The following is a 14,149-nucleotide window of genomic DNA, read 5'->3' as shown; positions in this document are numbered from 1 at the left end:
AACTCAGAGTTCATCTTACCCGAAGGTCTGCCGATGACGCCGCCGAACACTGCGCCTGCCGCCAACAATCTCGAAGCGTTCTTCATGCCGTTCACCGCGAACCGGCAGTTCAAGAAGAACCCGCGCATGCTGGCAAAGGCGAAGGGTGTTCACTACTGGACGCCGGAAGGCCGCAAGATCATCGACGGCACCGCCGGCCTGTGGTGCGTCAATGCCGGTCACGGCCGCGAGGAGATCAAGGCGGCGATCGCGAAGCAGCTGGATGAGATGGACTATGCGCCGTCATTCCAGATGGGCCATCCCAAGGCCTTCGAACTGGCGGCGCGCCACGCCGCCCTCCTGCCGGGCGACCTCAATCACGCCTTCTATTGCAACTCCGGCTCCGAGGCGGTCGACAGCGCGCTCAAGATCGCGCTCGCCTATCACCGCGCCAACGGCCAAGGCACGCGTACGCGTTTCGTCGGCCGCGAGCGCGGCTATCACGGCGTCGGCTTCGGCGGCATTTCGGTCGGCGGCATGGTCAACAACCGCAAATGGTTCGGCGCCATGCTGCCGGGTGTCGATCACCTGCCGCACACCCATCTGCCGGAGAACGCCTTCTCCAAGGGCGAGCCGGAGAATGGCGCCCATCTCGCTGACGCTCTGGAAGGCATCGTCGGCCTGCACGACGCCTCGAACATTGCCGCCGTCATCGTGGAGCCCTGTGCCGGCTCGACCGGCTTTCTGCCGCCGCCCAAGGGCTACCTGAAGCGCCTACGCGAGATTTGCGACAAGCACGGCATCCTGCTGATCTTCGACGAGGTCATCACCGGCTTCGGCCGCCTCGGCGCCTCTTTCGCGGCCGACAAGTTCGGGGTGATTCCCGATCTGATGACGGTCGCCAAGGGCATCTCCAACGCCACCGTGCCGATGGGCGGCGTGTTCGTGCGCAAGCACGTGTTCGACGGGCTGATGAACGGGCCGGAAAACGCCATCGACCTGTTCCACGGCTACACCTACTCGGCCCATCCGCTGGCCTGCGCCGCGGCGTCGGCCGTGCTCGACATCTACCGCGACGAGGAGTTGTTCGCCCGCGCCGCCGAGCTGTCGCCCTACTGGGAAGAGGGTATCCACTCGCTGAAGGGCCTGCCGAACGTCACCGACATCCGCACTCTGGGCATGGGCTGCGGCATCGACCTGGCGCCGGAAGGGGCGGTCGGCACGCGCGGCTACAAGGCCTTCGTCAAGGCCTTCGACCTCGGCCTGATGGTCCGTCAGTCGGGCGACGCCATTGCCATGTCGCCGCCGCTGGTGATCGAGAAGGCCCAGATCGACGAGATCGTCGATATCACGGCGAAGACCATCAAGGCGGTCGCCTGACGCTCGGGCACCGCTTGCGCATGGCGTTCTGCGCGGGGCGTCGCTAGAACCTGTTCTCGACCAGCCGTGGGCGGGGAACAGGCAACGTGACACTCGATGACAATCTGGCGGCAGTGGTGGGCGCAACCGCTGCCGTGGCGCATGTCGCCCTTGCCGTCGCCGTCACAGTCCATGTGCTGCTCTACAAGCGCAGCGTCGGCGCGGCCGTGTCGTGGATCGGCATCGCGTGGCTCTCGCCGTTCCTGGGTGGCCTGCTCTACGCCATCATCGGCATCAACCGCGTGAAGCGGCGTGCCCAGAGGTTGAGACGTCAGCACCTGCTGCCTGCCGCGGACGGTCCCGCGGCAACGGTGACACGGGATTCGCTGACGCCGCTCGAGTATGCGGTCGGGCGGGTGACGGGCCTTCCGTCGAAGCCCGGCAATCTGGTCGAGATGCTGCACAGCGGCGACGAGGCCTACCCTCGGATGCTCGAAGAAATCGGCAGGGCGCAGACGAGCGTCGGCCTCTGCAGCTACATCTTCCGTGCCGATTCGGCCGGCGAGAAATTCCATGACGCGCTCATCCAGGCCCAGCAGCGCGGCGTCAAGGTGCGCGTCCTGATCGACGGGGTCGGCGGCGGCTACTTCTGGTCGGGCACCTACAACCGGCTGCGCAAGGCCGGCGTCCCGGTCGCGCGCTTCCTGCACTCCTATTTCCCCTGGCGCACGCCCTTCGTGAACCTGCGCAACCACCGCAAGCTGCTGGTCATCGACGGTCGCGTGGCTTTCACCGGTGGACTGAACATCGGAGCGGAGAACGTTGTGGCCGGTAACCCGGCCCATCCCGTGCGTGACACGCATTTCCGCATCGAAGGCCCGGTCGTCGAGCAACTCACCGACGCCTTTGCCGACGACTGGCAGTTCACCACGGGTGGGCAACTAGACGACGACTGGTTCCCGAGGCTCGAGCCGGTCGGGACGGTGCTGGCGCGTGTGGTGCCCTCCGGTCCAGACGAGGATATGGAGCAGATCGAGTTCGTGACCCTGCACGCCATCTCCTGCGCGCGTGAGTCGATCCGGGTGGTAACGCCCTACTTCCTGCCGGGCGAGCCGCTCACCATGGCGCTGGGTCTGGCGGCCATGCGCGGCATCACGGTCGACATTCTGCTGCCGGAGAACTCCAACCACGCGATCCTCGACTGGGCGCGGCGGGTGCCGCTCAGGCCGCTGATCGAGGCCGGATGTAACATCTGGATGATGCCGGCGCCGTTCGACCATTCCAAGCTCATGACGATCGACGATTCCTGGTCGTTCATCGGCAGCGCCAACTGGGACACGCGCAGCTTCCGCTTGAACTTCGAGCTTAACGTCGAGCTGCATGACGCGGCCTTTGCACGGCAGATCGTGGAATCGAAGAAGCCGCAGCGCCGCCTGACCCTGGCCGAGATCGACGGTGACCCGTTGCCGATCCGCCTGCGCAACAGCGCGGCGCGGCTGCTGCAGCCCTATCTGTAGAAACGCTTCAGCCGGTCCTTGCGGATGCGCAGGGTCTTCTCCGCAGTCTCGGTGCTTTCGGCAAGGCGGAGTTCGAGCCGGATCGGACGATGGTCGGAGGGGCCGAAATCGAGCGCATCGGCCGTCGTGCAGACGAGCCGGTGGGCAAGACAACGATCGAGCCGTACCGGCATGACATTGCCTGACAGGTGAGTGGGTTCGCGCGGGCCGACGTCGGCAAACCCAGGCAGGAAGACCGGGCCGACGGCATTGTAGTCGCCGATGATGGCGGATGGCTTGCCCTGCAACGCGGCGCCGATTCGGGCGAGCTGGCGGCGGTTGAGCAGCTGGCCGTGCGAGAGGTGGACGTTGGCGAAGGTGATTTCGCCCATCTGGATGATCTGCGCGCGACGTCGCGGCAGCCGTCCGGGAAGTCGCGACGCCGGCAGCGACAAGGCCACGGGCCGCGGAAAATGGCTGGGACTCCAGACGGCCAGGCCGTGTATTCGCCCCAGCCACGACAGACGATAGAAATGTCCGCCGACGAGGCTCGGCAGCGCCTCGATATGCTGGGTCGCCTCCTGCATGAGGAGTATGTCGGGCTTCTGGACGTTGATCAGAGTGGCCACGTCCTCGACCGCCGCGCCGGTGAGGCGTAGCAGATTCCAGCTCACGACCTTCATGGCTTGCCCACCTTGTCGCGACGGGCGCGGCGGATCTGCTCGGTCATCGACGCCGTCCCGCCGGCGGCCGCCTGCAGTTCGTTTCTCACCAGCTCGCGTCGTTCGTGGATCGACGCGATGACCAGGCCCATCGGCACGCCGAGACCCACCAGGGCCGATTCGGCCAGCTGGAGGCTCGCCTCTATGGTCTCCGGCACGGTGTCGGTGACGGCCAGCGTGTAGAGATGGCGGGCATGTTGGGCATCGTGGGCGCGGGCCACGATCATCACGTCGGACCGTCGCGCGCGCACGGCGCGTACCACGTCGTCGACCGCCGCCGTGTCGATGGTGACGATCACGCCCGTCGCCTCGTCGATGCCGCAACGCTGCAGGAAAAGCGCGTTGGAGGCGTCGCCGAAATAGACGGGGCGGCCGAGTTTGCGCCAGCGCTCGACGCGGGCCGCATCACGGTCCGCCGCGATGTAGGAAATCTCGTGCTTGTCGAGCAGGTCGCACACGAGCTGGCCGACCCGCCCGTGCCCAACGACGATCACCCGCTTGGCGTGATCCGATGGTGGGAGCTGTGTCGCGGGAGCATCGCCCGTCGCCTGCCTGGCCACTCGCTGCGCCGCGCGGCGCGCGAACAGCGACACGAAGGGCAGCGTGCCCATGGTGAGGGAGACCACTGCCAGGACACCGGCAGCGACGCCCGACTCGACGAGGCCGAACTGGGCGGCGAGCCCGATACCGATGAAGGCGAACTCGCCGCCCGGGGCGAGCAGCAGGCCGGTTTCGACACTGGCAGCCCACGATACGCCGAACAGGCGGCAGAGGGGGACGAGCAAAGTGGTCTTGAGAACCATCATCGCCACGAACCCGCCGATCACGAGGACGGGTTCGCGCCAGATGAAGCTCAGGTCGATGTGCATTCCGACAGAGAAGAAAAAGACGCCGAGCAGGAGTCCCCGGAAGGGATCGATCATCGCCTCGACGGCACGCCGGTATTCCGTCTCGGCCAGCAGGAGTCCGGCAATGAAGGCTCCGAGCGCCATGGAGAGTCCTGCGAATGCCGCGATCACACCTGAGCCGACGGCGATCAGCAGGGTCGCGGCCATGAAGAATTCGGGATTGTCGGTGCTGGCGGCCAGTCGGAAAAGCGGCTTGAGGACCACCCTGCCGACAAGAGCGATCACGGCGACTGCCAGCAGCGCCTCGACGACCGCGACGATGACGCCCTGAACGACCGAACCCTCGGAATGGCCTCCGAGTGCGCTGATCAGGAACAGGAGCGGGACAACGGCCAGATCCTGCGCGAGCAGGATGGCGAAGCTGGTGCGGCCGGTGGTCGACATCATGCGACGCTGGCCGGAGAGCAGTTCCATGACGATCGCGGTCGAGGACAAGGCCAGACAGGTACCGATGATGAGCGCGGCGGCGGCCGGCTGGCCGAGCCAGAAAGCCGCCAGGCTGATCGCCAGTGCCGACAGGACGACCTGCAGGCCGCCCAATCCGAAGACCAAGCGGCGCATGGTGATCATGCGGCGCATCGAGAGCTCGAGGCCGATGAAGAAGAGCAGGAAGACGATGCCGAGATCGGCGATGAAGGCGATCTGCCTTTCACCCGTGACGGTCAGCCAGTCGATGGCGCGGGAATAGTCGGCCAGGCGGCCAAGACCGTGCGGTCCCAACGCGGCGCCGACCACCAGGAAGCCGAGAACCGGGCTGATCTTGAGACGGTGGACGACGGGCGCCACGACGGCCGCTGTTCCCAGAACTATGAGAGCGTCCTTGAACGCGTAGATGTCGCTGGGGCCCGCCATGTCGCGCAAACATAGACTGCAGGCGGCGTTCTGTGCACACTTTCGTCCACATACAACGAAATCGGGCGGAAACGACATGAAGGTGGTCATCACCGGCGGCGCGGGGTTCCTCGGCAAGAAACTCGCACGGCGCATACTGCAGCAAGGCGAGATCGCATCAGCCTCCGGACAGCCGAAGAAGGTGAACGAACTGCTGCTGTTCGACGTTGCCAGGGCCGAGGGGCCGGGCCTGGACGATCCCCGCATCAAGACGGTGGCGGGCGACATCTCGAATTTTGCGACCGTGCAGTCGATCGTCCAGGGCGCGTCGACGGTGTTCCATTTTGCCGCCGTGGTCAGCGCCGGCGCCGAGGCCGATTTCGACCTGGGGTACCGGGTCAATCTCGACGGCACGCGCAACGTCCTGGAGGCCTGCCGGGCGCTCGGCACCAATCCGCGCGTGGTGTTCACCAGTTCGCTGGCCGCCTTCGGCGGCGACCTCCCCCCGGCTGTGACCGACGACACCCCGCTGACACCGCAGACTTCCTACGGTGCGCAGAAGTCGATCGGCGAGTTCCTGGTCCGCGACTACACCCGCAAGGGCTATCTGCGGGGTACCGCGGTCAGGTTGCCGACGATCTGCGTGCGCACCGGCCTGCCCAACAAGGCGGCCTCGACCTGGGCGAGTTCGGTGCTGCGCGAGCCGCTGACGGGCGTCGACGTGGTCTGCCCTGTGACACCGGAGACGGTCATGGTGGTCCTCAGCCCGCGCAAGACGGTGGACGCGTTCATGCGCCTGCATGATATGCCGCCAGACGCCTTCGGCCCGGGCCGTACGCTCCTGCTGAACGGCATCAAAGTGACGGCCAGGAACCTGGAGCAGGCGGTCGGCCGCCACGCCGGCAACCGCAAGGTCGGCAAGGTCGTCTGGCAGCACGATCCGGCGATCCAGAAGATCTGCGACGGCTGGCCTCAGGGCATCGATTCGGCACGCGCGCGCCAGCTGGGCTTCGAAACCGACAAGGATCTCGACGAGGTCGTGCGCAACTTCATTGCCGATGATCTCGACGAGCAGTTGAAGATCGCCAGGCCTGCGGCCTGACGGCCGCAGCCAATTGCCATCTTCTCAGCGTCCGCGCAGCATCCGCCAGCCGTTCTGGAGATGCCGCATCGGGCCCCAGACATGGCGCGTCCGCATCATGTGCCAGCGCTGCGGCTCATTGTCGGGCCCCGCGACGGAACCGGCATCGTCGACGTAGTCAGTGATGCCGACCGCGTCGGTATCCCAGGGACCGGTCGTTTTGAAGATCGTGGTCTTGGCGCCGTAGCCCTGTAGCGCCCGCGACATGCCGGATGCCATGAAATCCATGTAGCGCGGCAGGCTCTCGGGCCGGCAGAGGTAGCCCTTGTTGAAGCCGACGGCGAGCAGCCGGAAATGGAACGGGTTCTTCTCGATGTAGCGGATGACCTCGGTCGTGTTGGCCGGGTAGCGCGGCGAGAAGAAATCGTCGATCACGACGATCCCCTCGGTGTTGACGATGCGGTTGGCGAACTCCAGCTCGCGATAGACGGCCGTCCCGGTATGTTCTCCGTCGATGTGAAACCAACGCACCGACTGATGCATCGCCTGCAGATCGAGCTTCGCCGGCAGGTCGGCGGACGGGCCGGACAGGGGCACGATGTTCGTGGCCTTCGCGCCGACTGACTCGATCGAGCGCTGCACCGCGGCCTCATCGAGCCGAAGATCGCACAGATAGAGCTTCTCGTTGCCCTTCTGGTAGGAGGCGAGGACCGAGGCCGATCGGCCCCGCCAGACGCCGATCTCGAACAGGTCACCGGAAATCCGGGCCTGCTGGTCGAGCAGGGCGCGCCAGACGCAATACGACTGGAACATGAACCAGCCCGGAATCGCGTCGATTTTCTCCCAACTGAGCATCCACCATCCCCGTTTGCCGCGTCTTGCTAACAGCGCCCCTTCGACGCTGCAAGCCGTCACCGCTTGCACCTGCCGCACGGGTCCTGTAGGCCCCCTCGCGGAGAAATGCCAACAACTGCAGTCGCCTACAGGGCCACGGTCGGCCTGCTCTGGACCCTGGTGCTCTGGCACAGCTGGGAGTGCCGGGGGCTTTTCGTCGACGGGTCGGCCTTTCTTGTGCAGATCGCCCGCCGCGAATGGTTCTTCGACTTCTACAATCCGCGACTCTACGCGATGATCGTGGGGCAGGTCCCGATCATCACCGCGGTCTTCCTGGGGGTCACCGACCTCCACCTAATGGCGCAGCTCTTGTCGCTGGGGCTCTTCGCGGTCCCGACGGCGCTCTACCATCTCGCCTTGTTGAGGGTTAAGGACGACCCCGTCCTGCTGGCTGCTCTGCTAGCGGTCATCGGGGTCGTCTTCATGACGACCTCGTTCTTTATCGTCGGCGAGTACAATACGGCTTACGCCATAGGCATCGCCGTGGCCGTCCGGCTCGTAACGGCGCGGGAACTGACCGTGGCCGACGGGGCCTTCCTGGTCGCGGTCGGGTTGCTCGGGATCAGGGCCTATGAGGTAATGCTCTATCTCGGGCCGTTGCTGGCCGCGATGATCCTCTGGACGGTCTACCGAATTCCGGTCCGGCCGATCGTTGCCACCATCCTCTATCTGATTGCCAGCCTGGCCTTCCTGGGCGGCCTTTGGGTGGCGGCCGATTCGCTGATCCATCCGTTTTCGCAGGATCACCTCAGCCGGACTGCGGCGACGGCCCTCGACGCCTGGCAGAATGTTCAGTTCGACCTGGCGATGGGCGCCGCCCTGGTCATCTTCGGCTGGGCGGCGTTGCGGCCGCAGGATCTCTCCGGCCGCAGGCCCTACATCTTCGCCGGTATCTTCCTTCTGCTGCTGGCCTTGTCGCCGTTGCTCGTGCTGACGGACTCGCTTGTTCGCCCGCACGCCAAGTCGCAGTACACGGCGCGCAGCATCGCCGGTCTCGTGGTCGCCACCGTCATCATCCTGATGTGGCTCTATACATCGTCCTTCGGTACCCGGTTCGCCGCGCTGGCGGCCTTGCGGCGCCCCGAGGTCTCGCGCCGGATGCTGGCCTTCGGCTGTCTGATGGTGATCGCGGTGATGCCGTCCAACATCTACCTGACGCTCGAGTGGCGAAGCTACCTCGAGACGGTGCGGTCGATCGTGCGCAACAACACCGGCGTGGTTCCCTTCGAGTCGACGCCGCTCGCCCGGCGCCCCCTCGAGACGCTGGTCGAGTCCTGGATCCTGCCCAGCCAGAGCCTCGCCCTTCGGTCGAAGCGGACCGACGGCATCATCGCGCCGCCGCGAGACTTCAATTCCTGGCAGCCATTTCCGCCGGCCGAACCCTATCCTCTCGGCCACTACATGTGGCGCGACTGAAGGTGCCGGCCATGTCACCGGTTGCGGTCGCCCGGGGCGTCGCCATCGTCCTCTGGGCACTGGCTGTGCACAACACTCTGGCCTGCCGCGGTCTGTTCTGGGACGGGGCCTCGTTCCTGGTCAACCTGCTGGATCACGGACATTTCCACGATTTCTACGCGGCCCGCGCCCATGTCGATTGGGTGACGCAGGCGCCTGTCCTCCTGCTCGCTCGATGGGGCATACGCGACACCCAAATGCTGGGCATGGCGCAGTCGGCGGCTCTGTTCGCGCTGCCCACAGCGTTCTATCACCTCGCCCTGATGCGCGTCCGGCGCGATCCGGTGCTGTTGGCGGCGGTGCTCGCGATCGTCGCGGCCGTGTATCTTCCGACCTCGTTCTTCATCATCGGCGAATACAACGTCGCCTTCGCCTGCATCACGGCTGTCATGGCGATCGCGCTTACGACCGACGGCCGCAGCCGGTGGGACGCGGCCATGCTGTTGGCCTTCGGCCTGCTCTGCCTCAGATCCTACGAGGCCATGATCTATCTCGGGCCGCTCGTCGCCGGCGCGATCCTGTGGTCGACGAGGCGCACCGACGACCGGGTGACGAGACTCCTCGGCGCGCTGGCGGCGCTCGCCTTCGTCGGCGCGGCGGTCGTATCGGCCGTCACCATCGTCGACTACTGGGACCATCCGCATTTCATGAAGGTCCGCTCCACCAGTGTCGATTTCTGGCAGAACATGCAGTTCTCCATTCCGCTGGCGGGCTTCGTGATCTGTGCCATCGCGGGCGTGCGACGGCCGGCCTGGCTGCAGGGCAGGGGGCCGCTGGTCGTGTTGGGCTTCATTGCGCTGCTGCTGTCCCTGTCGCCTTGGTGGCGGCTCGTGCACGGGCCGTCGATCCTGTATCCGCCGGCGCACTATGTCGCCCGTCAGGCTGCCGGCATGCTGCTGGCGGCCCTGCTCGTCGGAATGTGGCTGCATGTGGCGCTGCGCGATCCGCCGCGGGTCTTTGCCGTCATGCGCCAGCCGGACGTGGCCCGCCGCATGGTGCTCCTGCTGGGCGCGCTGACCGTGGCGGGGGCCATTCCCGACATCGTGCTGACCCGCCTGTGGAGCGGCTATATCGAGCGTCTGCGCGTTGTCGTGGACGGTAGCAAGGGCGTGGTGCGGGCCGAGACGCTGCCACTGCATGACTGGCCGAACAAGCTGTTCTTCCAGGACTGGTCCTATCCGGCGTTGAGCGCGGTCGTCAGCCGCGCGCCCGGCCAGTCCTATGTCGTGTCCGACCAGGACTATCTCAGCAATCCGCCCTTCGAACCTTCGTGCGGACTCCTGCCGAAGCTCAAGGGTTACGGCTGGCGCAGCTAGCAGGTTGTTGAAATAGGCCTTTCAGAAGTGCCGTTGAGCAACATTGTTGCGTTAACGGTCAATCCGGCACGGGATACTGGGGGTGCGACGTTCGCTTCATTTATTTCGTTTATTTCGTTTGTTTCGTTTACCTACCCCGACTTCGGCTTTTCAACGGCCTGCTGGAGCCTAGGGCCGCATCCACAGGGTCGCCGGGCCACTGCCGCGCACCGGGGCGGCGAGGTCGACGAACTCGCAGAGGATTTTGCGCGTATCGCGCGGATCAATGATCTCCTCGATCCAGAAACTCTCGGCACTGCGGAAGGGCGACCGCAGCTTGTTCAGACGGTCCTCGATCTCCGACATCTTGGCCTTGGGATCGTCGGCGGCGTCGATATCGGCGCGATAGGCGGCCTCGATCCCGCCCTCCAGGGGCAGCGATCCCCAGCGGCCCGAGGGCCAGGCATAGCGCCAGTTCATCCGCGAGCCGTTCTGGTGCGCCGCGCCCGCCACGCCGAAAGCGTTGCGGATGATGAAGGTGCACCACGGCACGGTTGTCTGGAACATCGACGACATTGCGCGCACGCCCTGGCGGATGACGCCGCTCTTCTCGGCCTCCAGGCCGATCAGGAAGCCGGGACAGTCGCAGAAGTAGACAACGGGCAGGTGGAAGGTCTCGGCGAGGTCGAGGAAGCGCGTCACCTTCTGGCAGGTATCGGACGTCCAGCCGCCGCCATAGAACATCGGGTCGCTCGCCATCACCGCCACCGGCCAGCCATCGACGCGGGCGAAGCCCGTCACGACCGAACGGCCGTAAAGCCGGCCCATCTCGAAAAAGCTGCCCTGGTCGACGACCTTCTCGACGATCGGCCGGATGCGATAGACCTTGCGGATTTCGCGCGGGATGGCGTCGAACAGCGTCTCCTCGCGCCGGGCCGGATCGTCGGTCACGGGACCGCGCGGCGGCGCGTCATGGACCGAGGACGGCAAGTACGAGAGGAAGCGGCGCGCCGCAGCAAAGGCCTCTTCCTCGCTGTCGACCGCCTCGTCGATCGCGCCGGCCCGCAGCTGGATCTCCCAGCCGCCCAGCTCCTGCTTGTCGTACTGCTTGGGGCTGAGGCGATTCACCACGGGCGGCCCGGCGACGAACATCGCCGAGATTTCCTTCACCATCACCGAATAGTGGGTGGCGGCGAGGCGCGCCGCGCCCAGGCCCGCGACGGAGCCGAGCCCCAAGCCCACGGTCGGCACGGCACCCATGTTGCGCACGGCCCATTCCCAGCCGGCGACGCCCGGCACGTTGGCGCGGCCCGTCGTCTCGATCGTCTTCACCGATCCCCCGCCGCCGGAGCCTTCGATCATACGAATGACCGGAATGCGGTACTGGTTGGCGTAGCGTTCGACGAAGTTGGACTTCTCCTTGATCGTGGCGTCGGCCGAGCCGCCGCGCACCGTGAAGTCGTCGCCGGTGACGGCGACATGGCGTCCGTCGATCTTGCCGCGGCCCATGACGACGTTGGCCGGCGTGAGATCGACCAGGTCGTTGCGGCCGTCATACTCCGCCTTGCCCGCGACGCTGCCGATCTCGCGGAAAGAACCCTCATCGAGCAACCGGTCGATGCGCTCGCGGACGGTGAGCCGTCCGCCATCGTGCTGGCGCTTCACCTTGTCGGCGCCACCCATGCGCTTCGTCATTTCCTGACGGCGGCGCAACTCGTCCATTTCCGGTTGCCAGCTCATCTCGACGCATCCCCCGATCGTTTTGTCGGAACGTTTCCAGCCCTCGAGGTTCGTACCAACGAAGACCCGGACCGGCTAGAGTAAAGGGGTCTTCGCGAGGGAGCCGACCGATGGACGAAACGGCAAGGCCGGGAGCGGCGACACTCCACATGATCTGCGGCAAGATCGCCGCCGGAAAGTCGACGCTCGCCGCCAATCTGACGGCGCGTCCGGCCACGATTCGGATCAGCGAAGATGCGTGGCTCGCCTGTCTCTACAAGGACGAGCAGAAAACGATCGAGGACTATGTGCGCAACTCCCGCCGCCTGAGCGAGGTGATGGGCGACCACATCGTCGCGCTGCTGGAGGCCGGCATATCGGTCGTGCTCGACTTTCCTGCGAATACACCGGCCAGTCGTCAATGGATGCGCAGCCTGTTCGAGCGCGCCGGTGCGGATCACCGGCTTCACTTTCTCGACGTGCCCGACGACGTCTGCAAGGCCCGGCTGCGCGCCCGCAACGCTGCCGGTACACACGCCTTCAACACCAGCGACGCGGAGTTCGACCTCTTTACCAGCTACTTCGTACCGCCCTCGGCTGATGAAGGCTTCGAGGTGACGTTCCACGGCTGATCGAAAACGACGCCGTCGATCAGGTTCTCTTCGTAGAGCCGGGCCAGGTCGATACCGCCCGGCGGGCGCGCCACGACGAAGCCGGCGATGGCACGCTGGAGCCTTGCTTCCTGGTCGCGGCGCAGGGTCTCGGCTTCCGCGACGGTGATCGCTGCGAAGCGCACAGTCTGGCCGGGCAGCAGGCGCCCGAGGCGCGGAAGGTCGACCGAGGCGACCGTGGCGATCTTGGGATAGCCGCCGACCGTCTGCCGGTCGGCCATCAGCACGATCGGCAGGCCGGCGCCCGGCACCTGGATGGCGCCGGGGGCGATGCCGTCGGAGATGATGTCGGCGCCGCCCGCGTCGACGCTCTTGGCGTGAGCGATCGTCGGGCCCTCGAAACGGATGCCCATGCGATCGGCTTCCTTGGAGACGCGATACTCGGACTCGACGAAGGTGCGACGGCCTTCCTCGCTGAAATAGTCCTCCTGTGGCCCCCAGACCACGCGCAGAGGGCCGTTGCCATAATCGAACGGCTGCGCCAGCCGGCGCTCGTTGCCGGCCGGCGCGCCTGCCTTGGCGAGCGGCAGCAGGTCGCCGGCCGCGAGCTTGCGGCCGTCGAAGCCGCCGATGCCGGCTCTCGAATAGGTCGAGAGGCTGCCCATGAAGGCGGGCAAGGCGAAGCCGCCGGCCACGGTGAGATAGGCCGTGCTCGATCCCTCGATCATGCCGACTCGCAGGATCTGCCCGTGCTTCAGGAGATGGCTGCGGTCGGAGTCCAGGGGCTTGGGCGCCGCGTCCGGTCCTTCGATCAATGCAGGTGAAAGGGGCCCCACCAGCGCAATCCTCACGCTGTCGGCTTCGACCAGAAGGTCGGGACCCATGACACCGATCTCGAGTCCGGCGGTGTTGACGGGATTGCCGACCAGCGCGTTGGCGAGGCCAAGGCCGATCCGGTCCATTGCGCCGGCGGTCGGCATGCCGAGCGCCATGAAGCCGGTGCGGCCGAGATCCTGCAGCGTGTCGAACAGACCCGCGCGGACGACTTTCAGACCCGCGCTCATTTGCTCTTCACCAGGCTCGCCCAGTCGAACGTGCCGGCCTCGACCTCATGCGCGATATGGTCGAAGCTCTTGCGGTCGATGCGCTCGAAGGAAAGCGAATCGCCCGGCGACAGGAAGACCGGCTGCTCGCGGCGCTTGTCGAACATCCACAGCGGCGTGCGGCCGATCAGGTGCCAGCCACCGGGACTTTCGAACGGGTAGATCGTCGTCATGTCCATGGCGATGGCGACGGAGGAGCGCGGCACCCGGACACGCGGCTGGCTGCGGCGGGGCAGAAACAGGGATTGATCGAGGCCCGCGACATAGGCGAGGCCCGGCATGAAGCCCAGCACATAGACCTTGAAAGGCGAGGCGATGTGAGCGGCGATCACCTGTTCCGGCGTCTTCTTCGTGCGCTCGGCGACATCGCCGAGATCGGGCGCGAACTCCGGATCGTCGTAGCAGCAGGGAACGGTGACATGGCGGCTCGTGGCGTCGACCGGCAGGCCGCGGGCGATCAGCGCGTCGACCTTGGGCTGCAGGTCGGCTCGCGAGGTCGCGAGCGGATCGTAGGTCACCATCAGGGACCGCATGGTGGGAACGGTCTCGATCACGCCGTAGATCTCGCCGGCCTCGCGGGCCAGGCCGATCGCGGCATGGAGTGCCATGACCCGGCCGTTGATCTCGGGGGAAATCTCGTTGCCGAACTCGACGGTGAAGGCGGTGTCGCCGCAGGAGAGGTATCGAACGCTCACA

Annotated in this window: 12 protein-coding genes; 6 read left to right on the top strand and 6 right to left on the bottom strand. The window is 66.1% G+C overall.

The window, feature by feature from the left end; genetic code table 11:
• Positions 1-33: 33 nt before the first annotated feature.
• Together ACQY78_RS08840 and ACQY78_RS08835 are read left to right on the top strand one after the other, a co-directional pair.
• On the top strand, positions 34-1,359 hold the full coding sequence (locus tag ACQY78_RS08840; RefSeq protein ID WP_428684727.1) for an aspartate aminotransferase family protein: 1,326 nt from the start codon (positions 34-36) through the stop codon (positions 1,357-1,359).
• 86 nt (positions 1,360-1,445) lie between these two features.
• Positions 1,446-2,855, top strand: coding sequence for a phospholipase D-like domain-containing protein (locus ACQY78_RS08835; protein ID WP_428684725.1), 1,410 nt, complete (start codon positions 1,446-1,448; stop codon positions 2,853-2,855).
• Here the strand turns inward: ACQY78_RS08835 and ACQY78_RS08830 are convergent.
• On the bottom strand, positions 2,846-3,517 hold the full coding sequence (locus tag ACQY78_RS08830) for an endonuclease/exonuclease/phosphatase family protein (RefSeq protein ID WP_428684723.1): 672 nt from the start codon (positions 3,515-3,517) through the stop codon (positions 2,846-2,848). The genes ACQY78_RS08835 and ACQY78_RS08830 overlap by 10 nt on opposite strands.
• Entirely contained in the window at positions 3,514-5,316 is a 1,803-nt protein-coding gene (locus ACQY78_RS08825; protein ID WP_428684721.1) for a cation:proton antiporter, read from the bottom strand. Before ACQY78_RS08825 ends, ACQY78_RS08830 begins: the two co-directional genes overlap by 4 nt.
• A 76-nt stretch (positions 5,317-5,392) precedes the next feature.
• Between ACQY78_RS08825 and denD the strand changes: the two genes are divergently transcribed.
• Positions 5,393-6,397: a D-erythronate dehydrogenase gene (denD, locus tag ACQY78_RS08820; RefSeq protein WP_428684719.1), complete on the top strand. Its 1,005-nt coding sequence runs from the start codon at positions 5,393-5,395 to the stop codon at positions 6,395-6,397.
• A 24-nt stretch (positions 6,398-6,421) separates the two neighbouring features.
• Here the strand turns inward: denD and ACQY78_RS08815 are convergent, their stop codons facing one another.
• Positions 6,422-7,231: a class I SAM-dependent methyltransferase gene (locus ACQY78_RS08815; RefSeq protein ID WP_428684717.1), complete on the bottom strand. Its 810-nt coding sequence runs from the start codon at positions 7,229-7,231 to the stop codon at positions 6,422-6,424.
• A gap of 105 nt (positions 7,232-7,336) precedes the next feature.
• Between ACQY78_RS08815 and ACQY78_RS08810 the strand changes: the two genes are divergently transcribed.
• Positions 7,337-8,686: a hypothetical protein gene (locus ACQY78_RS08810; RefSeq protein ID WP_428684715.1), complete on the top strand. Its 1,350-nt coding sequence runs from the start codon at positions 7,337-7,339 to the stop codon at positions 8,684-8,686.
• 11 nt (positions 8,687-8,697) lie between these two features.
• A complete protein-coding gene (locus ACQY78_RS08805; protein WP_428684713.1) occupies positions 8,698-10,041 on the top strand; it encodes a hypothetical protein in 1,344 nt (447 codons plus the stop codon).
• A gap of 168 nt (positions 10,042-10,209) precedes the next feature.
• Here the strand turns inward: ACQY78_RS08805 and ACQY78_RS08800 are convergent, their stop codons facing one another.
• The gene (locus tag ACQY78_RS08800; protein WP_428684711.1) at positions 10,210-11,760 is read right to left on the bottom strand and encodes an acyl-CoA carboxylase subunit beta; all 1,551 of its coding nucleotides are present in this window, start codon (positions 11,758-11,760) and stop codon (positions 10,210-10,212) included.
• A 149-nt stretch (positions 11,761-11,909) separates the two neighbouring features.
• On the opposite strand from ACQY78_RS08800, the gene ACQY78_RS08795 reads away from it, so the two are divergent.
• Complete coding sequence (locus tag ACQY78_RS08795) at positions 11,910-12,371, top strand: AAA family ATPase (RefSeq protein ID WP_428684709.1); 462 nt, start codon at positions 11,910-11,912, stop codon at positions 12,369-12,371.
• Here the strand turns inward: ACQY78_RS08795 and ACQY78_RS08790 are convergent.
• Both ACQY78_RS08790 and pxpB read right to left on the bottom strand, forming a co-directional pair.
• Positions 12,317-13,414 (bottom strand): biotin-dependent carboxyltransferase family protein, encoded by a 1,098-nt coding sequence (locus tag ACQY78_RS08790; RefSeq protein ID WP_428684707.1) that lies wholly within the window; start codon positions 13,412-13,414, stop codon positions 12,317-12,319. The genes ACQY78_RS08795 and ACQY78_RS08790 overlap by 55 nt on opposite strands.
• The gene (pxpB, locus tag ACQY78_RS08785; protein WP_428684705.1) at positions 13,411-14,148 is read right to left on the bottom strand and encodes a 5-oxoprolinase subunit PxpB; all 738 of its coding nucleotides are present in this window, start codon (positions 14,146-14,148) and stop codon (positions 13,411-13,413) included. The genes ACQY78_RS08790 and pxpB overlap by 4 nt, the downstream gene beginning before the upstream one ends.
• Position 14,149 lies beyond the last annotated feature (1 nt).

The sequence above is a fragment of the Reyranella sp. genome (assembly GCF_965279625.1).
Lineage (GTDB): Bacteria > Pseudomonadota > Alphaproteobacteria > Reyranellales > Reyranellaceae > Reyranella.
This window is presented reverse-complemented; position numbering and strand designations above follow the sequence as displayed.